The 23,225-nt window shown below is 52.5% G+C and carries 23 protein-coding genes; 6 read left to right on the top strand and 17 right to left on the bottom strand.

Annotated elements, in window-relative coordinates:
• Position 1 precedes the first annotated feature (1 nt).
• From HQ393_RS14200 to HQ393_RS14185, 4 genes are all read left to right on the top strand, one after another.
• Entirely contained in the window at positions 2 to 964 is a 963-nt protein-coding gene (locus tag HQ393_RS14200) for a hypothetical protein (protein WP_179355823.1), read from the top strand.
• 55 nt (positions 965 to 1,019) lie between these two features.
• Positions 1,020 to 2,078, top strand: a complete 1,059-nt coding sequence (locus tag HQ393_RS14195) for a YbaY family lipoprotein (protein WP_179355822.1) — start codon at positions 1,020 to 1,022, stop codon at positions 2,076 to 2,078.
• Between the two features lie 266 nt (positions 2,079 to 2,344).
• Entirely contained in the window at positions 2,345 to 3,940 is a 1,596-nt protein-coding gene (locus HQ393_RS14190) for an ABC transporter substrate-binding protein (protein WP_179355821.1), read from the top strand.
• A 204-nt stretch (positions 3,941 to 4,144) separates the two neighbouring features.
• The gene (locus tag HQ393_RS14185; RefSeq protein WP_179355820.1) at positions 4,145 to 7,660 is read left to right on the top strand and encodes an ImpA family metalloprotease; all 3,516 of its coding nucleotides are present in this window, start codon (positions 4,145 to 4,147) and stop codon (positions 7,658 to 7,660) included.
• A gap of 69 nt (positions 7,661 to 7,729) precedes the next feature.
• Here HQ393_RS14185 and HQ393_RS14180 read toward each other — a convergent pair whose 3' ends face one another.
• From HQ393_RS14180 to HQ393_RS14170, 3 genes are read right to left on the bottom strand one after another with little or no spacing between them, the layout of a single operon-like run.
• On the bottom strand, positions 7,730 to 8,194 hold the full coding sequence (locus tag HQ393_RS14180) for a nuclear transport factor 2 family protein (protein ID WP_179355818.1): 465 nt from the start codon (positions 8,192 to 8,194) through the stop codon (positions 7,730 to 7,732).
• Positions 8,195 to 8,215: 21 nt separating this feature from the next.
• Complete coding sequence (locus tag HQ393_RS14175) at positions 8,216 to 8,842, bottom strand: glutathione S-transferase family protein (protein ID WP_179355816.1); 627 nt, start codon at positions 8,840 to 8,842, stop codon at positions 8,216 to 8,218.
• A gap of 31 nt (positions 8,843 to 8,873) precedes the next feature.
• The gene (locus HQ393_RS14170) at positions 8,874 to 10,451 is read right to left on the bottom strand and encodes a pyridoxamine 5'-phosphate oxidase family protein (protein WP_179355814.1); all 1,578 of its coding nucleotides are present in this window, start codon (positions 10,449 to 10,451) and stop codon (positions 8,874 to 8,876) included.
• 143 nt (positions 10,452 to 10,594) lie between these two features.
• Between HQ393_RS14170 and HQ393_RS14165 the strand changes: the two genes are divergently transcribed.
• Positions 10,595 to 10,882 carry a TfoX/Sxy family DNA transformation protein gene (locus tag HQ393_RS14165; RefSeq protein ID WP_179355812.1) on the top strand — a complete coding sequence of 96 codons (288 nt, stop codon included), beginning with the start codon at positions 10,595 to 10,597 and terminating at the stop codon, positions 10,880 to 10,882.
• A gap of 98 nt (positions 10,883 to 10,980) precedes the next feature.
• Here the strand turns inward: HQ393_RS14165 and HQ393_RS14160 are convergent, their stop codons facing one another.
• The 8 genes from HQ393_RS14160 to HQ393_RS14125 form a co-directional block, all read right to left on the bottom strand.
• Positions 10,981 to 11,523 carry an NADPH-dependent FMN reductase gene (locus HQ393_RS14160; RefSeq protein WP_179355810.1) on the bottom strand — a complete coding sequence of 181 codons (543 nt, stop codon included), beginning with the start codon at positions 11,521 to 11,523 and terminating at the stop codon, positions 10,981 to 10,983.
• A 195-nt stretch (positions 11,524 to 11,718) separates the two neighbouring features.
• Positions 11,719 to 12,228: a hypothetical protein gene (locus HQ393_RS14155; protein ID WP_179355808.1), complete on the bottom strand. Its 510-nt coding sequence runs from the start codon at positions 12,226 to 12,228 to the stop codon at positions 11,719 to 11,721.
• Positions 12,229 to 12,767: 539 nt separating this feature from the next.
• Positions 12,768 to 13,214, bottom strand: coding sequence for a peroxiredoxin family protein (locus HQ393_RS14150; RefSeq protein ID WP_179355807.1), 447 nt, complete (start codon positions 13,212 to 13,214; stop codon positions 12,768 to 12,770).
• 49 nt (positions 13,215 to 13,263) lie between these two features.
• Positions 13,264 to 13,719, bottom strand: a complete 456-nt coding sequence (locus HQ393_RS14145) for a DoxX family protein (protein WP_179355805.1) — start codon at positions 13,717 to 13,719, stop codon at positions 13,264 to 13,266.
• 172 nt (positions 13,720 to 13,891) lie between these two features.
• Complete coding sequence (bufA1, locus tag HQ393_RS14140) at positions 13,892 to 14,119, bottom strand: BufA1 family periplasmic bufferin-type metallophore (RefSeq protein ID WP_179355804.1); 228 nt, start codon at positions 14,117 to 14,119, stop codon at positions 13,892 to 13,894.
• A gap of 11 nt (positions 14,120 to 14,130) precedes the next feature.
• Positions 14,131 to 14,397 (bottom strand): glutaredoxin 3, encoded by a 267-nt coding sequence (gene grxC, locus HQ393_RS14135; RefSeq protein ID WP_179355802.1) that lies wholly within the window; start codon positions 14,395 to 14,397, stop codon positions 14,131 to 14,133.
• 298 nt (positions 14,398 to 14,695) lie between these two features.
• Positions 14,696 to 15,193 (bottom strand): YHS domain-containing (seleno)protein, encoded by a 498-nt coding sequence (locus HQ393_RS14130; RefSeq protein ID WP_179355800.1) that lies wholly within the window; start codon positions 15,191 to 15,193, stop codon positions 14,696 to 14,698.
• 60 nt (positions 15,194 to 15,253) lie between these two features.
• On the bottom strand, positions 15,254 to 15,790 hold the full coding sequence (locus tag HQ393_RS14125; protein ID WP_179355798.1) for a carboxymuconolactone decarboxylase family protein: 537 nt from the start codon (positions 15,788 to 15,790) through the stop codon (positions 15,254 to 15,256).
• 125 nt (positions 15,791 to 15,915) lie between these two features.
• Here HQ393_RS14125 and HQ393_RS14120 point away from each other — a divergent pair, with 125 nt between their 5' ends.
• A complete protein-coding gene (locus tag HQ393_RS14120; protein ID WP_179355796.1) occupies positions 15,916 to 16,815 on the top strand; it encodes a LysR family transcriptional regulator in 900 nt (299 codons plus the stop codon).
• Positions 16,816 to 16,824: 9 nt separating this feature from the next.
• Here HQ393_RS14120 and HQ393_RS14115 read toward each other — a convergent pair whose 3' ends face one another.
• The 6 genes from HQ393_RS14115 to HQ393_RS14090 all read right to left on the bottom strand — a co-directional run bounded on the left by HQ393_RS14115 (position 16,825) and on the right by HQ393_RS14090 (position 23,216).
• Complete coding sequence (locus tag HQ393_RS14115) at positions 16,825 to 17,625, bottom strand: helix-turn-helix transcriptional regulator (protein WP_179355794.1); 801 nt, start codon at positions 17,623 to 17,625, stop codon at positions 16,825 to 16,827.
• Positions 17,626 to 17,709: 84 nt separating this feature from the next.
• Entirely contained in the window at positions 17,710 to 18,243 is a 534-nt protein-coding gene (locus HQ393_RS14110; protein ID WP_179355792.1) for a YbhB/YbcL family Raf kinase inhibitor-like protein, read from the bottom strand.
• A 195-nt stretch (positions 18,244 to 18,438) separates the two neighbouring features.
• On the bottom strand, positions 18,439 to 19,707 hold the full coding sequence (locus HQ393_RS14105; protein WP_179355790.1) for a TraB/GumN family protein: 1,269 nt from the start codon (positions 19,705 to 19,707) through the stop codon (positions 18,439 to 18,441).
• A 598-nt stretch (positions 19,708 to 20,305) separates the two neighbouring features.
• Positions 20,306 to 21,316 carry a murein tripeptide/oligopeptide ABC transporter ATP binding protein OppF gene (gene oppF, locus HQ393_RS14100; protein ID WP_179355788.1) on the bottom strand — a complete coding sequence of 337 codons (1,011 nt, stop codon included), beginning with the start codon at positions 21,314 to 21,316 and terminating at the stop codon, positions 20,306 to 20,308.
• Positions 21,306 to 22,301: an ABC transporter ATP-binding protein gene (locus HQ393_RS14095; RefSeq protein WP_179355786.1), complete on the bottom strand. Its 996-nt coding sequence runs from the start codon at positions 22,299 to 22,301 to the stop codon at positions 21,306 to 21,308. Before HQ393_RS14095 ends, oppF begins: the two co-directional genes overlap by 11 nt.
• A gap of 3 nt (positions 22,302 to 22,304) precedes the next feature.
• Entirely contained in the window at positions 22,305 to 23,216 is a 912-nt protein-coding gene (locus HQ393_RS14090; protein WP_179355785.1) for an ABC transporter permease subunit, read from the bottom strand.
• Positions 23,217 to 23,225: the final 9 nt, after the last annotated feature.

Raw genomic sequence — 23,225 nt, 5'->3', positions numbered from 1 at the left:
TATGTTTGCCACCCTAAAAAACCTTTTTCAAAAAAATCCGCCCCAACCTAGCGCAGACCCTGAGTTGGTTGATCTGCTGGTCGAGATCGCCAGCCCCAGCATCAAGCTCGCCCGCAAATATCAAGAACGTCTGTCACCGTATGTGTACTGGGCCGAAGGCCATGCGGCGCAATTTACTGCGCAATGGCCACAACCCGTGACCTTGAGCGTGGAGAACTGGCGTCATGATCGCTTGCTGCAATTGCTGTTTGCTACGCCAAGCCGCATGGGCGAGCTGATTGGCGAAAATCCGCTGCTGCATCAGTGGTTTGGCAATAACCCTTTTGTCGATACGGCTTGCTTGGTATTTACCGCCGATGTGAAGCAAAAAATGCGCTATGGCATGGTCGAAGAAGGTGGTCAAATTCGTCAGGATGTGCCGCAACAAGTGCTGCAATTTGCTGGCTATCGCGTCGGCAAGCCCGCCGAATCAGCGAGCGCGCTGATTAACGCCGGGCCACGGCGGATTCTTGAAATCGTCGCCGCACAAGCCAATATCAATATCGAGCGGCTTGAAGCAGAAAAGGCGGCGCTAGATTCCGAGCTACTCAATGCCCGCACCATGCTGCGCATGGCGCAAGCCAATACGCCTGAATATACGCACCAGCAAAGTCGCATCAATACACTAACCGAGCAGCTACAGGCACTCAATATCAGCCGCGGCCCAGATCAATTGTGCGAGCTGCTGATTACCGAATTGGCGGCGACGCCCGACATTCTGACACTAGAAAAAGAAAGCTTTATGGTCGATTCAATGGGCATTATTGGCTCGAATATGGGTGATGAGCAAAGCGTAGAAATCAGCGAGATTGTGCTGCAAAGCCAAGACCCGATACGCAAACTACTGATGATTTTTGAAGTACCGCGCAGCTTATTGCAAACGCCGTCCAAACCCACCACTTTTACCGGTGAAGCGCGATTTTAATGGCAATTAATCGCCATCAATGACGACATCCATCAGGAAAAAACACACCAAATACATGAAAAAGATTTTATTCCTTATCGCCCTTAGCTATGCCAGCCTGGCTCAAGCTCAAAGTTCGTTTAGCCAGACTTTTCGCTGTAGCAATGGCACGATTTTCCAAGTGAGCAGCCAAGGCGAGGACAGCATCGTCGTCAATCGCGGCTTATATCAAAAAGCCACCGAACCGAGCCGCATTACACTCAAGCAAGTCATTAGCGCCTCAGGCGCCAGATACAGCGATGGCAACTACACGGTCTGGCTCAAGGGTGACAATGCCACTATCCTCAAGGACGAAACGGTATTGCAAAGCGATTGCGCAGCCACACGCGCCGACGAGCCATTGAGCCCCGTGCGCGATGCCGCCAGCGGCGTTGTCTTTATTCCGCCAGATCGCTGGCTAAGTAAAGATGTGCGCTTAACTGCCGTGGCCGGGTCAGACATTCAAGGCGATGCCAAATTGGCAGCGCATCAACTGAGCTATACGCTGCATGACGCACAACATACCAAGCTGCTCGATATTCTGGTCTTTCCGAGTAGCGATTGGCCCAAAGTCACCGCGCCGGCGCAAAGCCTGATGCTGGGCAACGATGGGCAGCGCATTTATATTGCCTTGCTGCCCAGCAAAAATCCGTTTGAGCCCAGCAGTGAAGCGGGTCAGCAATTTGCACAGTTGCAAATCAGCGCCGCCGAAGTCAAACAAGCTTTCTCGATGTATGGCACCGTCGTTAATCAGGCGATTGAAACCGTGCGTGTCAAAGTCTCTTGGATGGAAAAATCGCTACGCCCCGGCAGCGAGCAAATCATCGAATTACGTGATATGAGCGCTGACAAGCCAGGTGAAATCATCGCCAAACACAGCCAAGTGTTGGAAAAAGGCTCACCCAAACCGGTGACTTTGCGTTTTGACCCTGCGGCCATCAACCCCAAACATCAATATCAAGTTAGCGCCAAACTGATGCAAGAAGGTCGCCTTGTACTGGAAAGCAGCGCTGTAGATGTACTCACCCTCTCCCACGGCCGCGATGCGCAATTATGGCTGACGCAAAAAAAGGCAGTATCGACCCCAAAGCCTTAATATAAAAAGCGTACATCGATATACCCAGCAATGTATATCGATGTATCGGCAAGCCATTTCCCATTGTCACGCCATCCATCACGCCCAGATATCACACAGCGATACGCTGAACTACATTGTCATGGTTCACCCGCAGTTCATTGACTCAAATCAGCCAAATTACTGCTGTGCGGGATTATCCGAATATGGATGAAGCCCGCATCGCACTACGATCATCAATGTGTAATCAATATCTGAGTGCCACGCACTCGAATGGAGAAATATAAATGACGTTGAAAATGCGCAATTTGGTGCTCACCAGCGCGTTGGCCTTGATGGCTGGCGCAGCGAGCGCAGCAGGCACTTTGATTTATTGCTCGGAAGGCAGCCCAGAAGGCTTTGACCCAGCTCGCTATGTGACTGGCACCTCATTTGATGCCGCGGCCGAAACTATTTTTAACCGTCTGGTTGAATTCACCCCTGGCTCAACGCAAATTCGCCCCGGTTTGGCCGAAAAATGGGAAGTCAGCGCCGACAATCTGACCTACACCTTTACTTTGCGCAAAGGCGTGAAATTCCACACCACCCCGTACTTCAAGCCAACGCGCGAATTTAACGCCGACGACGTGGTTTTCACTTTCAAACGTTTCACCGATAAAAACCTGCCATTCACCAAAGCAGCGCCAACCGATTTCCCCTACGCATCCGATATGGGCATGGACAGCAATATCGTGGCGATCGATAAAGTGGACGCCAACACCGTTCGCTTCAAATTGAAAGCAGTCGACGCGGCCTTCCTGCAAAACTTGGCGATGTCTTTTGCATCGATTCATTCGGCAGAATACGCTGACTCGTTGCTCAAAGCGGGCAAAGCCACTCAGCTCAATACCCAGCCGATCGGTACGGGCCCATTCGTATTTAAGTCTTACCAAAAAGACGCCAATATCCGTTACGACGGCAACAAAGATTACTGGCGTAAAGGCGATGTGAAAGTCGACAAACTGATTTTCGCGATCACCACCGATGCTTCAGTGCGCTATCAAAAACTGCAAAAAGGTGAGTGCCACATTATGGCCTACCCAAAACCCGCAGATCTGAAAGCGATGCAAACCAATCCTAAGCTCACCGTACCATCGCAAGCGGGCTTTAACACTGGCTGGTTGAGCTACAACGTCAAACACAAACCATTCGACAAGCTCGAAGTTCGCCAAGCACTCGATATGGCGATCAATAAAAAATCAATTATTGATGCGGTATTCCAAGGTGCTGGCCAGCCTGCCACCAGCCTGTTCCCACCGACACAGTGGTCATACAACAAAAACCTGAAAGACGCGACATTTGACGTCGCGAAAGCCAAAGAGCTGCTGAAAAAAGCTGGCGTTGCTGAAGGTACTGAAATCGCTCTGTGGGCGATGCCAGTACAGCGTCCTTACAATCCAAACGCCAAATTGATGGCCGAAATGATCCAAAATGACTGGGCAAAAATCGGTATCAAGGCCAAGATCGTGACTTACGAATGGGGTGAGTACATCAAGCGCGCCAAAGCCGGTGAAGCCGATGCGATGTTGATCGGTTGGACTGGCGACAATGGTGATCCTGATAACTGGGTTGGCCCAAACATGAGCTGCGATGCCATCGGCGGCAGCAACTACGCGCAATGGTGCAACAAAGAGTTTGAAGCTTTGGTACAAAAAGGTCGCAGCACGACCAATCAGGCGGAACGCGTGAAACTGTACGAAAAAGCACAAGCGATTATCAAATCGGATGTGCCAGTCACGACGATTGCACACTCAACCGTGTACCAACCAATGCGCAAAGAAGTTGAAGGCTTCAAAATCAGCCCATTTGGTCTGAATTCCTTCTACGGTGTCGGCCTGAAATAAATCGAGCTTCAATTCGCAAAAACCGGCGTTGATCGCCGGTTTTTTTATTGAGCGGACGTTTCAGATACCACTGAAGCGATACTTTCCTGCGCAGCGCACATTAGCCTCAAGAGTTGAAAAAGTGGCCTAAATCACTTTTTGAATATCAGCATTTACTTATTTGGTATAAAATATGCATTACTAACAAATACATAAATTGCGCAAATGCCTTCCTTTTCTCGTCATCGCATCATCTTGGCCGGGCTAATTCTGCTCTCCAATCTCGCACTTGCTGCACCCGTATGGCAAAGCCACACCGCCTATTTAGCCAATGATATTGTGACTTTTGACGGCCGTGATTACAAAGCCCTGAAATCGCATATCGCCAATTCCAGCTGGCAACCCAACCGCTCGCCAACCTTGTGGCAAGATATTGGGATTGCCAGTGCTATCAGCGCCAATGTGCGTCCAAAGTTAGTTGAAACGCGCTTCACGCAGGCCGCTCCGATAGCCAGCAAAGCGGCAGCCACTGGAGTCACTGCGCGTGAACCCGTGCTATCGCCTGTGGCAGCGCCATCTGTGCCTCCCACCCCGCTTAGTTCAGAGGCCAATCACCATGTTGAAACACAGCCAACTTGGGGCAATTACACCGCAACAAGCACGCTGACACCTAGCCCAAGCCAAACTGCAGCGCCGTCAGCCGCCAGCACCAGCAACACCGTGATCGTCATCACTCAAAAATGCGCCGCCGCATGGTCTGCTGCGATCCAGTATGCCCACGGCGATTTAGTCTCTTTGGCGAATCGCAATTACCAAGCCAAAGCGGCCAATATCGACAAAAACCCAAAACGAATCAGCACTAACTTTCTCAGCGCAAATTACTGGAGACATCGTAAAGATTGGAAAAACTGGAATGACTTAGGTCTTTGCAGCGATACGGTGACGACCGCCAACCCCATTTCAACGACGAAACCAGCGACAATACCTACTCCAACATCCAAGCCCGTAATTAGCACCACTGAGCCTATCGCAACGCCAAACCCCATTATTACGCCTACGCTTGCAACTCCCGCGCCCGTCACAACACCGACACTAGAGGAGCTCGATACCTCAGACCCCGTTGCGACAGAGCCGCCAGTGCTTCAGCCTGTAGCCCCACCTCCTCCGTTATCGATTGCAGCGCAAATAAAACAAGCCTTAAATCTGGCCATTCAAAAAGCACGCGAAATTCAGGGGCTGCAAACGAGCGTCATGGCCGATATTTATGGCGACGCCAGCCTCAATCTTTCACTGAATCACACCAAGAACAGCAGTGAAATTAATCGAGTAAATTCGAGCTCGGCCATTCCTTTGGTCGTCGCCGATGATGGCAGTGGCATGGCTGCGGTGTCCCAATACGGCCAAGGCCGTGCACTCGCCTATGGTGCCGATGTGCTGAGTTGGATGGCCAACCAATCCAGAGAAACTCAGCACTATCCGCTGTTTAGTCGTGCCTTCAATTGGGTGGTAAGCGGCAAAGCCGCTGGGCCGCTCCCTGCGACGATCAAATTTGCCACCGCTGGCTATGATGCGGGCACCGTGAGCAAGCTGATCACGCTGCAAGGCAAAACACCGCAAGCAATCAACTGCGATTTGGTCGCCGCCAATAATACCTGCTGGCAAGCGGCTGACGTACTGGTTTTCGGCGCGGGGGTTAGGGCTGATGCAGCGCTTGCCGACCAAGTGCGAATGTACCAAGCCAGCGGCAAAGCGATTATCTATATGCATAATAACTGGACCGACTCGGCAGGTGGGCGGCAAGTATTACAAGGCATAGGCATGGAGCTGGGCGGCTATCCTGGCAATTTTTATGCTCCAACTGCAGGGTTTTCAGTTAACGCGACACGAACCGTGGCGGAAATGCTGCAGCGCACAGATCAAATGGCCGCATTGACCAATGCATTAACGCTGATGAGCGTCGATACAGTTGACCCAAGCCTTGTCATTGATGCCGCCAGCACCAACGCCATTTCACAATTACAAGACGAAATGGCCTGGATGCAACGCCGTGGTATCGATATTTTCAGCAGTCCCACTGCGGAACTACATCGACTATTGATTAATTGGGCCGATCTATATCGCCCCAGCATTCAATACGGCACGATATTCCGCACTCAAGACCCGGCTAAATTCGTACGTACCTATGCTTCAGATTCGTGGGTTGCCTACAACCGAGCCAGCACCACGGTAAGCCCAACTGGCCAGGGCGATTACATGCCCGCCGCCGCACAAGCCATCCCGGTCAGTAGTACCAGCGAAACCATTGAAGTCACGATTGCCCAATCATCTGGCATGACGGCAATTGGTCGTGGCGCGATTCCGGGTCAGCCGGTGTATATCGAGGTCGTCAATGATGGCGGCACTAGCGGGTTGAATTTACAAACCAGCTATGTCCGTGCCTATGGCAACCCGCTGACCGACAATGAGAAGCAAGGCTATAAACGCCCGCGTGAGCCACAATCATTCCCGATCCCACTCCCCGACAGTGGCGAAACAGTATTTGTGACCCCATTCGGTGGACCGCTGTTTCTCAATTACAGTGGCGCAACTGCGGGACGCAGCGTGACGCTGAAAATCCGTGGCGCAGCCAAATACGCTCATTTTGACTTTACCAAGCCGCAAAGTGAGGCCGACATCGCCGATGCGATTGCCGCACTCAATCGTGCCGATTTTGGCTGGCAAACGTCCAAATTTGTCGGCGGAGAAATCCAGCAAACGATTTATTACGCCAAGCAAGCCATCGGTAATTCCGACCCGAAAAAAGTAATTATTGATCAGGTCAAAGGCAGCCTGTTTGACTCCAACCATATCGCCAACGGCTACAACAATATGCCGCTCAGCAACAATGTCGCCACGCTATGTAGCCAATTTAGCTGGGATTGCACCGGGCCGATTCATCGTGCACCAGGCGTACAGCACTTTATCGGCTGGATTGCCGCGTGTGGCTTTCTCTGCTCAGGTAATCCATCGGATGGTTTTTCCGGTATTGGCGGTACGGGCTGGGGCCATGCCCACGAGCTGGGGCACAACACGGTACAGCGCGTCATGACGATCACCTTCAACGGCAAAGGCTGCGTCGTTGAATGCAATAACAATGTGCTGGCCAGTATTCAAATGATGCGCCAATTTAAAACGCTGGGCATCGACACCGGCCACAATACCGACCACCCTGGCCTCTATCAGCGCATCGTCGCCAACCGCAATAGCGGCACGACGGGCGAGGCCAAAGTGCTGGATATGCAAACCAATCTGTGGGATATGGCCAAAGGGCAAGACCCGATGCGTGCAGTGCATTTCCAGCTCGCGTTTTTATTCAGCAAATACCGTGCGCTGGAATCCGTACCCAGTATGGAGGCCACGCTGGACTACTTTACGCTGCTGACCAAGGGCGATCGCCTTGTGAGCCGCGCTTGGGATAGCAACAATAAAGACAAATATGCAATGGGCAGCTTTAGCAACAACACCATCAGCAACCCCGATTTATTGTTTGTGCTGAGCTCCAAAATCATCGGTAAGGACTTGCGTAATATCTTTGCGATGTACGGCATGAGCGTCTCGCAAACGGCGCTCGACTCAGTCGCCGCGTTGGGCTTGCCGCTCTTGCCGGAAGAGTTCTACGCCCTAGCGCCGGGGAAACACAATCAAGTCTCGACGGGTCAATGGCTCAATTTAGCGAACCAAACGCCTGCTTATCCCTACTAATTAAATAGCAGCCCCCGCCCAGAGCGGGGGCTTTTCATTTCAATTCGACATCAAGCTCAGATCGCTGTTTTACAACCCCAGCTCGCTCAAGCTGGGGTGATCATCGGGGCGGCGGCCTTGTGGCCAGTGAAACAGCCGTTCTTCTTCGCTAATCGGCAGATCGTTGATGCTGGCAAAGCGGCGCTGCATCAGGCCATGCTCATCGAACTCCCAGTTTTCATTGCCGTAGGAGCGATACCACTGCCCGGCGTCGTCATGCCATTCGTAGGCAAAACGGACAGCAATGCGGTGGCCATCATGCGCCCACAGCTCTTTAATCAGGCGATACTCGTGTTCGCGTTGCCATTTGCGCGTCAGAAACTCGACGATTTGCGCGCGGCCACGTGGAAACTCGTGGCGATTGCGCCAGACGCTATCTGCGGTGTAAACGAGCGATACGCGCTCGGGGTCGCGTGAATTCCAGCCGTCTTCGGCCAGACGCACTTTTAAAGTTGCCGACTCTAGATTAAACGGCGGTAGTGGTGCTCGTTGCATGTTGATGCTCCAAATATTCAATTAATTAGTCGGTGATTGTCGTTCGATACCGGGCATGTCAACGTAGCCGGGCAACGCCTCGATGCGCGCCAGCCAGCGGCAGACACTAGGGTATTGCTCCAGAACTACTTTTCCTTCAATGCTTAGCGCGATATACGGGTAGAGGGCAATATCAGCAATCGTGATATGCGGCGCAGCCAGCCATGCTTGCTGGCACAGCGTTGTTTCGAGCACCGCCATTAATTGCGGCGTAATGGTTTCGGCCTCGGCCAGCGCGACATTGCGCCCCCATTTATGAAACAAGCGCAGCGCATTCGGCCCGCGCGTGACTTCATTGGCAGCGGTGGCCAGCCACGCCTGCGCCTGAGCTTGGCCTACCGGGTCGCTCGGCAACCAGAAGTCCGCCTGCTCGGCACCGTACTGGCGCGCCAGATACACCAAAATCGCCTGACTATCGCGCAGCACCACGTCGCCATCGACCAGCACCGGCACTTGACCGAGCGGGTTTTTGGCCAGAAAAGCGGCGGATTTATGCTCGCGGGTCGCGCCGTTTACGGCAATACTCTGATAGGGTATACCGAGCAAAGACAGCATGAGTCTTACTTTGTGGCAATTACCTGACAGGGCAAATTCGTAGAGCTGGATCATGGTTTTCCCTTTTTCGAAAGTCCAAAAATCATTACAAATCGAGTTCAAGTCGCGCCGATTTGGCGCGCGATACACAGATACACATCAGCCCGGCGCGTTCACGCTCATTCTGATTGAGTGCGCTATCGCGATGCTCAACTTCACCCGCGAGCACTTTCACCGCGCAGGTGCCGCAATTGCCCACGCCACAATCGGACAAGGTATCAACCCCAGCGGCTTGCACGGCCGCCAACACCGTTTGATCGGCGGCAATCGGGATCACGCGCTGCGAGCGGCGCAAAACGACTTCAAACGCGTGATTTTCACCCTGCGGCGCAGCGGCAAAGCGTTCAAAATGTATCCGCTCAGCAGCAATCTGCAATTTCGTGGCAGTATCTTGCACAGCACGAATCAAACCAGATGGTCCACAGATATACACCTCGGTGGTATCGCTGGCTTGGCCAAGGATATGCAGCAGATCAAGGCGCGCACCTTCATCGTTAAAATACGGCGTAATTTGCTCCGCTAGATCGCGCAGCAGTCGATCGCCGTAGGCCATCTCACGGCGGCTGCGCGCGGCATAGTGCAGGTGAAAGGGGCGACCTTGCGCTTTGAGCGTTTGCGCCATCGCCTTGATCGGCGTAATGCCAATGCCACCGGCAATCAGTAGCACCGGCGCCGCACTCTCGCGCAGCGCAAAATCGTTCTGCGGCAAGCCGCAATGCAGCGTCATACCCAGCTGATAATGTTGGTGGACAAAGGCTGAGCCACCCTCTCCGTCGTCCTGCCGCAACACGGCGATTTCGTAAATATCGCGGCGCGCCGGGTTGGATGCGATCGAGTAATTGCGCACGCTCTGCTCGCCATTTTTCAGTGTCACCGGTACTTTCAGATGCGACCCAGCGGTAACCGGCGGCAAGTTTTCCCCCGCCGGATGGCGCAATTCATAGGCGCGGATTTGCGGCGTGAGTTGGCGCACGCCGCTAATCACCAAGGCCAATTCCCCCGTCCCTAAAGTGCTAAAAGGAGTTGGCGAGCGGGGTTTGGCGCGCAGCGCGGCCAGCTCGGTCTGCAAAGGCGCGATCAGTTGCTCGATCTCGGCGTCGGTATAGCGCGGCGTAATGTGTTGCGGGCAATTCCAATCCCACGCCTCAACGGTAATCACCATCGCGCGCTCGATGCGGGCGCGGTAGGCGGGGTCTTCCAGTGCGGCGATCAAGGCCGGATTGTCGATTTCATGCACAATCCGCACGCGACCCCAGATTTTCAGGCGGCGGCGATTGGCGTAGTCCATCAGGATGAGCGAGACTTTGTCGTTGGCGTTCAAATTACCGACCGATAAATACTGCACATTGCCGCGAAAATCGGCAAAACCCAGCGTATGTTCGTCGATCACCTTCAGAAAGCCCATCGGGCCACCGCGATGCTGCACGTAGGGCCAGCCGTTTTCATTCACCGTCGCCATATAAAAACTATCGCGCTCGGCGATAAATTCGGCTTCGCGTGCGGTGATTTCGCTGCGGCTATCTTCGGCCAGCTCAAAGCCTAGATTGCCCTCACGGCTGCGATAGCGGGTTTGCGCAGCTTTAACACTGTCGGTAAAAGTAATGGCGGCAAAGGCGCGCGGCATGATCGGTATCCAGTGCATTGAAATGCGTTGATCTAATCTGGCTATAGTGTCTCAGGGGCAGGAAAGACAGAGAATAGGCTTTGGCGTGAAGACATTATTGTGCCAAATGGAATAATCATAACGATCGCAACATGGGGGGCAGGATGGGTGAAATTAACCCGCAAGCAGTAGATCAACTGAAAGGTTTGGGGCCAAAAAGCCGCGATATGCTGGCGCAAATTGGCATCACCACCGCTGCGCAATTGCGCGCCGCCGATGCGTTTGACGTGTATGCGCGGCTGCATCAGGTGATGCCGAATGTCTCGCTGAATATGTTGTACGCGCTGATCGGCGCACAGGAAGATCTGCCGTGGCAGCAAATCAAAACCGAGCGCAAAACCGAAATTCTGCTGCGGCTCGACGATATGGGGCTGGCACCAAAGCGGAAATAGGTTTGGTTTGCCGCTAGAATCAAATGAATTAGCAAGGGTATATACTTGAAGCCATTTATATTAATAACCCCCACAGATATACCATTCGATGTATTTGCTTAGATAACAGCCTCAAGCTGCAACTCGGTAAACACCGCCAGCGCAGCTCTGAACTCGGCACACAGTTGCGGGTGGCGCAAGATCGCCTCGGTGGTCGTGGTGTCGCCAATGACTGGTACGGTGATCGACGCGGCCTCTAGCCACTGGGCCGACATCATGGTGAGCGTTTCTTTCAGCGATTCAAATGCATGCTGCGCACGCGGTGAGGCGTTCAACGTTGCGACGGGTTTATTGACGAATGCTGAGGTATTGACCAGCCAATCGAGCAGGTTTTTCATCACGCCGCTGACGCCATGCGCGTACTCGGGGCTGGCGATCAGTACGCCATCGGCGGCGACAATTTGATCGCGTAGTGCCGCCAATAGCGGCACGGTGTCGAGGTCGATATCGGGGTTGAACGGTGGCACTTGAGCGAGGTGTTCAAATAGTGTGACTTCAATCTCGCGCGGCGCTAGCGCCGCTACCGCGCGCAACAATGCGGTATTGCACGACGCCGCGCGCAAGCTGCCGGAGATGGCGATTAGCTTTAGGGTTTGGGGCATGGGGGCTGGCTCAGTGTTGAACAGTCAGATGCTATTTTCGATCCAGAGCAGCTGCTCAATGAAAGGTAGGTACGATTTGCTTAGCGTAATCGTACGTCAGTCTTTCCTCCGATTACGCTACGCTAATCGGAGCTACGATGCTGCTAGCTGAATTGAGCTACTGCATTTGACGCATGGCAAAAGTTACCCGCTACACTAATTGATTATTTTTTCTTCTACTACCATTCGACTGGTATTCGCTTTAGATTTATTTACAAAAACAACAGACAAACACGCGACAATCAAACCAATCAAAATCAAAAATAACCACGGAGGTAATATTAAATATGAACAAACACTACCAATTGCAACACCACCAAGCAAACCAAGCAATAAATTCTTCCACGAAAATGGTTTTGCCCCTACACACCGAACCAAGTAAGACTTTATTAGTCTTCCATCTTCATAAAGTGTGCATTCAAGAGTGCCTTGAAAAATACTTATCACCTTGAAAGTTACGTTAATTTCATGATCTTCTAAATTAAAAATATGTTCACTAATTCTTTTTAATCCTCTTCGCTCAGAAATTATTTTTTCATTTAGGTAAATCCGTTCCAATCCTGATTTATGAGAACACCAAGCCCTAATTGTATTATTTCTAATTTGGAATACAAACCAAGAGCCTCTTTCAAGACTTGTTTCTGATGTTGTTGGCAATAATTCCATCTTGTACCCAATTTGTATTATTAAACCGAATGAGTGCTCTTGGCCGAAAACCCCAGCCAATTTATTTCAACGATTGTAAAGGTATTGTGTATCTGCGGCACGCTGTTTCTGCGGGGTGTACCTCAGCCTTCATCGCGCGGCACTTTGATCTCGCGCTTTCTGCACCGCCCTCATATACCTACCGAAGTATGGTCACAAAACCAAAATGAAATATGACGTTAATTGATATACCCCATTACCAAAGGGCATGTTCAGATTATGTGTTGATATGAACAGAACTTGGTTTGACTTGGAAAAACGATATTCGTAGGGTGGGTTAGGCTAAGCCGCGTACCCACCGTTACGCTGCTTTTCTTTATGTCGCGTCACGGTGGGTTACGCCCTAAGGGGCTAACCCACCCTACGATTCTGCTCCGCCCTCATATACATGCCGAAGTATGGCTACAAAAACCATATAAAATCTGATGTTCATTGATATACCCCATCATCATACTGGCACTTAGCGTAATACTGCAGGGCGAGCGGCACAGGTTTCGTGTTTAGTTCGTTTGCAGCGACGTCCAGATTTCATCCCAATCATCGTCTTTGATCACGCCTTCGCGTTTGAGGGTGATTTCGCCGTTTTTGCCAATCACAAACACAGTTGAGTCGTTTTTCAGCTCGCCAAAGCTATCCCGATGCATGGGGTCAAGGCGCCATAGCAGCGGGAATTGCTCGTCTTTGGGCGTGGTGGCGCGCACTAGCTCGGCGTAGCTGCGAAATTGCCCGGACTTGGTGTCGAGACCGACACCAATCACGCCAAAATGGCTGGCTTTATTGGCTTTGTAAAATTCGCGGATCAGCTTGAAGTTGTACACGCAGGTCGTGCAGCCAGCGCTAAAAAACACCAGCAGCACGGTCTGGTTTTTGTACTGAGCAAGGCTGATATTTTTGCCGCTGACGACGTCTTGCCCCACCAGCGTCGGCACGGCGTTGCTATGGGCCATTGAAAAAACCAAAAAAAGACTCAGCCAGAATTTGCGCATTATTTTTCCTTTAATTGGATGCGCTACGGCGTAGCAACAATGTATCCAAACCCCAGCGGCGCAGCGGGATGGCGGCCAAGGCAAAGATCATCAACCCCCATTCCAGATGGTCTTGCAGCGCGGCAGGGATGTCTTTCAAGACGTGGTAATACGAGGCCACGGCGACCAAATTCAGTACAAACAGCCCCACAGCCGATAATCGCGTCAACAGGCCGAGTACCAGCAATACGGGCAGCACCAGCTCACCGACTGTGCCGCCGAGCGCGGCCAGTTGCGGCGGCAACAGGGGTACATGGTATTCGTCGGTAAACAGCGCGATGGTCGTTTCCCAATCGGCGATTTTGGTCAGCCCCGACAGGAAAAAAACTTTGGCGATATACAGACGCAGCAGCAAGTCGGCCAGCGGCGCGAGTAGGTTAAGTGGCTTGGCCTCGGCGAGGCGCTGATGCCAATGCAAGAGTGACATGGCGGTTTCCTTAAGCAGTATTTAGGGTTTAAGTCGGGCAAAGTGCGCGCTTCTTACACCTTGCGCTAAAAAAATCCCCTTCAATTTTGGCCGGAGCGTGCCGGATTGAAGGGGCAAAACATCAGAGAGGAGAACAGACAAAAAATCAGTTACAGCGGGCTGAGCGAGCCTTTTAATTCGAGGCATTGGCAACGAGCTTCCACTCTTTGCCGTCGTTGGCTTTTTTGGCCATGCCTGCGCAAGAGTGGCCATTGGCCGCGCAATCGTTGCCGCCTGCTTTAGCGATGCCAAAGCATTTTTCTTTGCTGGCATCAGCCGCCAGCGTGGGCTGGGCGGCCAGCGCCAGCACGGCAGAGAGGGTTGCGAAGGCACTGCTCAGTATCAATTGTTTGTGATCCATCACGATTCCTTTTAGACGGGCTCGGCGCTGGCTAACCATTGCGCGAGCTGACCCGATTGATCAATCGCCACCAGATCGGTAAAACCACCAACATGCCGCTCGCCAATAAAGATTTGCGGTACCGAGCGACGCGCGGTGCGCTCGACCATGGTGACAAATTCATCCTGATTTTGGTCGACCAGAATCTTGTTGACCGCCAGCCCTTTACGCGCCAGCAGGTTTTCGGCCTGCACACAAAATGGGCAGGAACGGGTGCTATACATGGTGATGGTGGACATGGCGCCTCCTTGATTGAGAACGGATTACTTGGGTATATTGATTTAATCAATATTAAATAAGGCCTTTATCCATATACCCACTGATAAATGGGCATGTTCAGATAACGTGTTGATAACAAGAATCGTAGGGTGGGTTAGCCCCTTAGGGCGTAACCCACCGTGACGCGACATAAAGAAAAGCAGCGTAACGGTGGGTTACGGCTTAGCCTAACCCACCCTACGAATATCGTTTTTCCTAGTCAAACCAAGTTTTGTTCATATCAACACATAATCTGAACATGGCCTGATAAATATGCGATCACAAATCTTTCGGTGCTTTATCTTTGATTTGTGGCCACTCGGTATTGGCTTTCTTCAGGTTGCCCGGTACGTCTTCCAGCCATTTTTTCTGAACTTCTTTATTCACATTCAGATACAGCTTGCCATCCACGATTTTCCACGCTTGCGGATCACCATCGAGCTTTTTATCCAGCGCCACACCCATCGCGCAGAAGCCCCCAAATTGCGGCGCATAGTGCGCTGGGTTCGCGGTGAATTTGTCGCGATTGGCTTTTGACGCAAAGTGATAAGTCACGCCATCGTGCTGCGCGCTGTACGCGGCGTTGCCCAGCGTCGGCGCTTTGGCGGTGAAATACGCCACGGGGTCGTAGCCTTTTAAGCCCACGCCTTGTTGATCAATATTGATCGCGGCGGTGGAATTTTCGTCGTAAGCCATGGCCGTGCCAGGCAATACCGCGAGCGTGGCAAAGCCAGAAACTAAAGCGGCGGCGATAATCGATTTAGAGATGTTCAACATGGTAAAAGTCCTTTTCATAACTGTTTGTGTGTTAATTCGACTGCGGGGTAATGCCAAAAATTAAGCCAAGGTCACTTTCGGGAAATCGATTTCCAAACGGCTGGCTTTGCCCAAAATATTGGTCAGCAAATTCATGCCCACATGCGTAATGATTTCGACGATGTCGGCATCGGTGAAACCGGCGTTACGTGCTTCGATCAGCTCGGCGGTGGTGATTTCACCTTTGTGTTCCGCCAGCGAGCGTGCCAATTTGACGGCGATGGCAGCTTTAGCGTCTTGGCTGGTACCAGCACGGTTGGCGGCGATTTCATCACCATTCAAACCTGCGCCTTTACCAATCGCGGTGTGTGCAGACAGGCAGTATTCGCACGAGTTTTGCTGCGCCAAGGCCAAGGCGATGCGTTCACGCGTTGGCAAATCCAGACTGCCTTCTTTGGCAATGCCGTGCAGGCCAAGGAAGGCGCGCAGTGCCGCTGGTGAGTTGGCAAATACCTTCAAAAAGTTCGGTACGATGCCCAGTTGGGCGTGGATCGCGTCAAACAAAGCTTGTTGTTCGGCTGTGGCGGTTTCAGTCGTAACGACATTAATGCGGCTCATGATTTTTTCCTTTAGATTTAAGAAGTTCGCTGCGTTCTGAGCGAATGAGTGCATTGTGCCGATCTTCACTTGAAAGAAGAATCCACATCGTAGACAATAGATTGTTGCGTTAAATGGAATAAATTATGGATCGTTTTCATCAGATGAGCGTCTACGTCGCGGTGGCCGAAACGGAGAGCTTTGCCGCTGCGGCGCGCAAGCTGGCGATGTCACCTCCTGCGGTGACCCGCGCTGTCGCGGCGCTGGAAGAAGACCTCGGCGTGAAGTTGCTCAACCGCACTACGCGCTATGTGCGCGTCACCGACGCAGGGCAGCGCTATCTGGATGATGCGCGACGCATTCTGGCCGAGGTGCAAGAGGCCGACGAGGTCGCGGCTGGTGTGAATGCCGAGCCGCGTGGCCATTTAACGATTACCGCGCCCGTGCTATTTGGCCAACTGTATGTGATGCCGCAGGTGGTGAAATTTTTGCAGCGCTATCCTGATGTGGATGTCGCCGCGATGTTTCTCGATCGCGTGGTCAATATGTTGGAGGAAGGTGTCGATGTGGGTATCCGCATCGGCGCCTTGCCAGACAGCACAATGCGGGCAATACGGGTGGGGCAAGTGCGACGCGTGCTGTGCGCTTCACCAGATTATCTGGCGCAATACGGCATTCCAAACACGCCGGCCGATCTGCTCAATCACCAGATCGTCGCCGCCAGCAGCATTAGCCCGACGATTGAGTGGAAATTTGGCGACGATGACCAGAGCAAGATCGTGCGCATCAAGCCCAGAATGACCGTCACCAGCAATGACGGCGCGATTTCAGCGGTGCGTCATGGCGCGGGGATTACGCGGCTGATGTCGTATCAGGTGGCGGCGTATTTACAGAGTGGCGAATTAAAAACAGTACTCGGCGAATTCGAGCCCAAACCGTTACCGATTCACATCGTTCACCGCGAAGGCCGCCACGGCTCGGCCAAAATCCGCGCTTTTGTCGATTTTATGGCGCAGGCGTTGAAGGAAAACAGCGCGCTCAATTGATGCGCCCGACTACATCACCGTGGCGCGAAGCTGCATCGGTTTGACGCCAAATTGCTGCTGAAAGCGCGCGCTAAAACGCGAGGCCGACGCATAGCCGCATTGCAAGGCGATCTGACCGATCGCCTGCTTGGACGTTTGTATCAACCCTAGCGCCATATTCAGCCGCACTTGCTCAAGCAAATCGCGAAACGATTGGCCTTCTTTATCGAGCTGCCGCCGCAAAGTCGAGGCGCCTAGATTGAGCTGCTTGGCCATCGCATCTACCGTCCAGTCTTGCGCCGGATGCAACATGATCAAATGCTGGACGCGTTCGGCGAGCGAATCGCTGCGATTGAGCAAAAAAGACACGCCGTAGCCTGCCATCGTCATCGCCAGCAATAGCCCTTCGGCGCGGTGTTGCAATAATTGCGCGGGTTCATGGCTGGCTGTGGCGGCAAACACCTCATCCCACAGATGTTCAATCATCGGCGTGATTTTCTCGCACAACCTGGGTGGATTTTGCATCACCGCTTGAATCGCCTCGGGGTAACTGCTGCGAAAATGCTGGATTAAAGTCGCATCTAAGGCCAGCACTTCACACGCGTAGCCATGCGCATCGGGATGATTGCTCAACGTCAGCTGCATGCCTGCGGGCGCAATCAGCAAATCACCTCGCCGCGCAATATGCGTTTGCTCATTCATCCAGATGTGCTTTTCGCCATGCACGATGCGCATCAAGGTTGCTTGCAGGCAAGTCACTTCACGCAATTGCTGAGTGGCTTTGGCAAGGATCACGCTTTGCTGAATCTGGCGAGTTTGGACTTGGCTCATGGAGTTCATTCGCGATGGGGGTCGGGATCAATACAATAGGGTATGTGAAATAATGTGCGGTGGATACGCTCCACCGCACACTGTTTATTTAGCCCGCTGATACGTCGTGGTCAATTGCGCTTTGCCCAATTGATGCGCATTGAGCATGTAGCCGACCAATGCGCCGCTGGCATTGGCATCGAGTGGCAATTGCTCGACGTCCAGCGCCCACACGGTATGAATATAACGGTGCGCTTTATCTCCGGCAGGTGGGCAAGCGCCGCCATAGGCCGCAGTACCAAAGTCGGTGCGTGTTTGCACTGCGCCCGCTGGGACACTACCGGTCGCCACCGAATTAACGCTAGCGGGGATATTCACCACGCCCCAGTGCCACCAGCCGCTGCCTGTCGGTGCATCGGGGTCATACACCGTAATGGCAAAGCTTTTGGTACCCGCTGGTGCATTTTTCCATTGCAACTGTGGCGATTGATTCGCGCCATCACAGCCAAAGCCAGCAAACTCTTGCTGTTTGCTCATGGCTTGATTGGCTTTCAGGTCGGTGCTGCTGAGCTGGAAATCAGCGGCAAATACGCTCGCAGCGCAAAACGTGGTGGCAATGAGTGTGGCGATGAGTTTCATGATGGGCTCCTGTGAAAGAGCCTTCATCATATATACGAGTGGATACGCAGTTTATGCTCAAACGCTCGACTTTTAGCCTGAAACGCTCAATTGAAGCCTTAAGTGGAGGCAATAAGGCAAAAAAGCGCAAAGCCCTGCTTTTCGCCTGCACTCAAAATGCCCGGATCTGCGGGCATTTTGAGTTCATACCTTCACTCAATAGACTGTGGGGTAAGCGGTCCAATTGGGCGTGATGTAGCTAATCTGGCGGACATAAAACAGGCTTTGATACGCACGACCAAAACGGTTGGGGATCGAAGACACTAGATTGTTCTCACGAATACTCAGCTTGCCCACCTCAGAGCGGGCGCTGTCATCGGCGGGATATGGCATATACGCCAGAACGCCCACTTGGTCTAGCTCGTATTCCAACATACCTCGCACGATGACTTCATCGGGGCTGAGCACTTTGCCTGCAGTAATATTCGTGGTGTGAATTTGTGCACCATAGCGGTTCGCCAGGACGCTACCGGTGCTTTCTTGGGCAGAAGACCCCGTGTTAAAGCCATGCAATGCATGGGTGACTAAGATCGCCTTTTTGCCGGCAAACGGGCCATCCATCAACCAAACCGCGTTATTGCCCGCTTCATGATCGCGGGCGCTATAGTCCAGCACTTTCGGTGTATTCCAGACGTATGCTGCAGTTCCACCAATACTATTTACAGCACGACACCAAAATCCATCCGAATCAAAACTGTACTGATTACTGGCAGGGGCGGTACAAAATTCGGTTTTCACCAGCCCCAGAATGCGATTGAAAACCGATAGCTCAGCAGGTGGATCGGTGTATTCTGGATTGGCACTAACTCGTTGTGCGATCGTTTTAAACGTATTCCATTGCGGATCCAGCAGTACAGCAGCATTACGCGCCTGCAGACGCGCTTCAAGTCGAGAAACAAACAGCCCAGTCGAAGCAACACCTTCCATCATCACATCAACACCGGCCAGTGCCATTGGTTTGCTGCTAGTTTGCGTTTGATCCAGGTAGGCAAACATCTTTTGCCCGTTGCTTGAACGCGAAAAACCAAAATAAACCCGCCCCGGAGCTGAAACGCTGTAGGGCATTGCTTTGGTTTGCTTCAATTCATTCATATTCGCAATATCGAACATCCCGCTTTCGATCAAAAGCACATCAAAGCCCTTGTTTTCGTGCAGATAGCGGATCAGACGGGCATTGAAATCCATAACTTGTGCGATGCCATGCGAAGGTTCGGTGAGGACCACGATTTTTGCGTCACCGACCGCCTTGCCAAAATTGGCTAACTCGGCGTCGCTTAAGGAATCAATCGAGCTAGACGATAGCGCTTGAATCGAATTTTTGAGATTGCTGGTATCAGCCCCCACAGAGGCACCACCGCCTCCTGTACCGCCACCACCACAGGCAGCCAGCGAAATTATAAGAATTAACCCCAGAATACCTTTCATAATTTATTCATTTATCAAAAATAACACCCCACAAATCTTACACCCGCCAATATTTAATTGAAAACATATGTCATAAAAAATCGGCTGAATTTATGCTAACTCAATCAGAGTGCAGCCAATTTTGCTTCAATCAGTCGTAGAGAGCCCCTCTAGATTCAATAGCGAGAATGATCTGATCGCTTGTTTCATCCATCCTATCGGTGCGCGCAGCGCGCCAGAGCTGAAAATCAAAACGGCCAGCTCGCAGGCTGGCCGTTTTAATGGGCTGATTAGATGCTACATTGCTGCTACTGAGTTATTTAGTCAGCATTTTCACCATAATTAAGGGCATGTTCAGATTATGTGTTGATATGAACAGAACTTGGTTTGACTAGGAAAAACGATATTCGTAGGGTGGGTTAGGCTAAGCCGTAACCCACCGTTACGCTGCTTTTCTTTATGTCGCGTCACGGTGGGTTACGCCCTAAGGGGCTAACCCACCCTACGATTCTTGTTATCAACACGTTATCTGAACAGGCCCCATCATTAATTAGGTATAAGCATAAACTCTATAACATTCAATACATGCATCAACATACCCCACCAGGGCATCTATTGTTTAATTTGCCGAGATCAGACAGCTCACCTGACTTTGCTCGCTGACGCGGCGCAATTGCGGTGTTTGCTCGCTGCAAATGGCTTGCGCTTGCGGGCAACGCGTGCGGAATACGCAACCCGATGGCGGGTTGATCGGTGATGGCAGATCGCCTTGCAAGATCTGAATCACTTTTTTGCGTTCCAGCTCTGGATCGGGAATCGGGATCGCCGACAACAGCGCCTTGGTGTAGGGGTGCTGCGGATGATCATACAGCGCGTGTTTCTCGGCCAATTCCATTTCGCGGCCCAGATACATCACCAAAATACGATCGGAAATATGCTTCACCACCGCCAGATCGTGCGCGATGAAAATCAGCGCCAGCCCCATTTCCTGCTGCAATTCTTTGAGTAGATTGATAATTTGCGCCTGAATTGACACGTCGAGCGCGGACACGGGCTCGTCGCAAATAATCAATTTGGGCTGCAAAATCAGCGCACAGGCGATACCAATGCGCTGGCACTGGCCACCCGAAAATTCGTGTGGATAGCGATTGATCTGCTGCTCGGTCAGACCGACGCGCTTCATCATGGCACGCACGCGATTCATGACTTCTTCTTTACCCAGCTCGGGGTAATGCGTGTGCAGCGGCTCGGCGATGATTTGCGCCACCGTCATCCGCGGGTCTAAAGACGCGAGCGGGTCTTGGAAAATCATTTGCACTTCGCGGCGCACGGCTTGCCATTCGCGGGCGCTGGCCTTGTGCAGCTCGCGGCCCAGCCAGACAATTTCACCGCCCGAAGCCGGAATCAGATTCAAAATACCGCGCGATAAGGTCGACTTACCACAACCCGATTCGCCGACGATACCCAGCGTTTCGCCAGCACGCAGCTCAAACGAAACCCCATCAACCGCTTTCAAGGTACGCGTTGGCTGAAATAAGCCTTTATCGCTTTTAACCTTGAAATGCACTTTCAAATCGCGCACCGTCAAGATGGGCGCATCACTGTTTACTGCGCTTTGTTCAGCGGACATGGCTCATCTCCTTGAGTTGCTGAACTTCGGCCAGCGATTTATGACAAGCGCGCAGGACGCCCGTGTCTAATGTTTGCAGTGCAGGGCGCTCGGCATGACACAGCTCGCCAACCAGCGTACAACGCTCGCTAAACGCACAGCCTTTGGGCATGTGCGCCATATTGGGCGGATTCCCCGGAATCGACACCAGCGTATCGCCATCGTGATCGAGACGCGGCAAGGCGCCGAGCAAGCCCACGGTATAGGGGTGGCTAGGCTGGTAGAACACTTGATCAGCCGTACCCTGCTCCATCACGCGGCCGCCATACATCACCATCACGCGATCACACAGACCAGCGACCACGCCCAGATCGTGCGTAATCATCACAATCGCCGTGCCAAAGTCGCGCTGCAAATCGCGCATTAAGGTAATAATCTGCGCCTGTACGGTCACATCAAGCGCCGTCGTTGGCTCGTCGGCGATCAAGACTTCCGGCTCGCACAGCAGCGCCATCGCGATCATCACGCGCTGGCGCATCCCGCCCGAAAACTCATGCGGATACATATCAACCCGGCGTGCAGCTTCGGGGATTTTGACCGCTTCGAGCAATTCAATCGCGCGCGTTTTGGCCGCACGACGCGTCATATTCTTGTGCAGCTCCAATACCTCAGTCATCTGACGCTCAACGGTCAGATACGGATTCAAGGAGGTCATCGGGTCCTGGAAAATCATCGCGACGCGATTGCCGCGAATACGATTTAACTCCCGCGTGCGCATTGTCAGCAGATCTTGGCCTTCAAACAGCACCTGCCCGCTGGTTTTACCATTTTTGGCCAGCAAGCCCATCATTGCCAGCACGGTCTGGCTTTTGCCCGAGCCGGATTCACCGACAATACCGAGCGTCTGGCCGCGATCAAGCTCAAATGACACCCCATTGACTGCGCTGACCACGCCATCGTGCGTCGTGAAATCGACGCCCAGATTGTTTACTGATAATAAAGTCATGGTTTATCTATCCTTGGGATCGAGTGCATCTCGCATGCCATCGCCAATGTAATTGGCGCAATACAGCGTCAGACTGAGCATCACGCCGGGGAACAGCAACATCCATGGCGTATTTTCCATCACCGCAGCGCCGTCATGAATCAAGACACCCCAGCTGGTCATCGGCTCTTGCACACCAAGACCGAGGAAAGATAAAACTGACTCGGTCAGGATCACACCCGGTACGGTGATCGTGGTGTAGATCACAACGATGCCCAGCAGATTTGGCACGATATGACGCAAAATCAGCTTGTGCGTCGGCACACCAATGCAGCGCGCGGCTTCGATGAATTCTTTTGATTTCAGTGACAGCGTCTGACCACGTACCACACGCGCCATGTCCATCCAGCTGAACACGGTGATCGTCAGTACCACGAGGTAAAACTCGCGGCCCAGCAAGGTCACCATCAAGATGGCGATCAGCAGATATGGCACGGCGTACATCATGTCGACAATACGCATCATCAAGCTATCGACCTTGCCGCCCAAAAAGCCCGCCGTGGCACCCCATAAAATACCGAGCGTCACAGACGCCAGCGTCGCCATCAGGCCAACGAACAAGGAAATACGGCCACCGATCAAGGTCCGCACCAGCAAATCGCGGCCCATTTCATCGGTGCCAAATAAATGCCAGTTGTGCAGCGTTGGGCCCAAGCTCATCGCATCCCAATCGGTGGTATCAAACTGGTGCGGCAAAACCATCGGGCCAAAAATACAGGCGGTGGCAATCAACACCAGCAACACCATACTCACAACAGCGGCTTTATTGCGTAAAAAGCGGCGGCGCGCATCAGCCCAAGGGCTACGATTTGCGATCTGTGGCGCAGACAATGCTTCAGCAGCCGCATCAAGAATTGCTTTATTTTTATTCATCATGGCACGCCC

Source organism: Chitinibacter bivalviorum (assembly GCF_013403565.1).
Classification (GTDB): Bacteria; Pseudomonadota; Gammaproteobacteria; order Burkholderiales; family Chitinibacteraceae; genus Chitinibacter; species Chitinibacter bivalviorum.
This window is presented reverse-complemented; position numbering and strand designations above follow the sequence as displayed.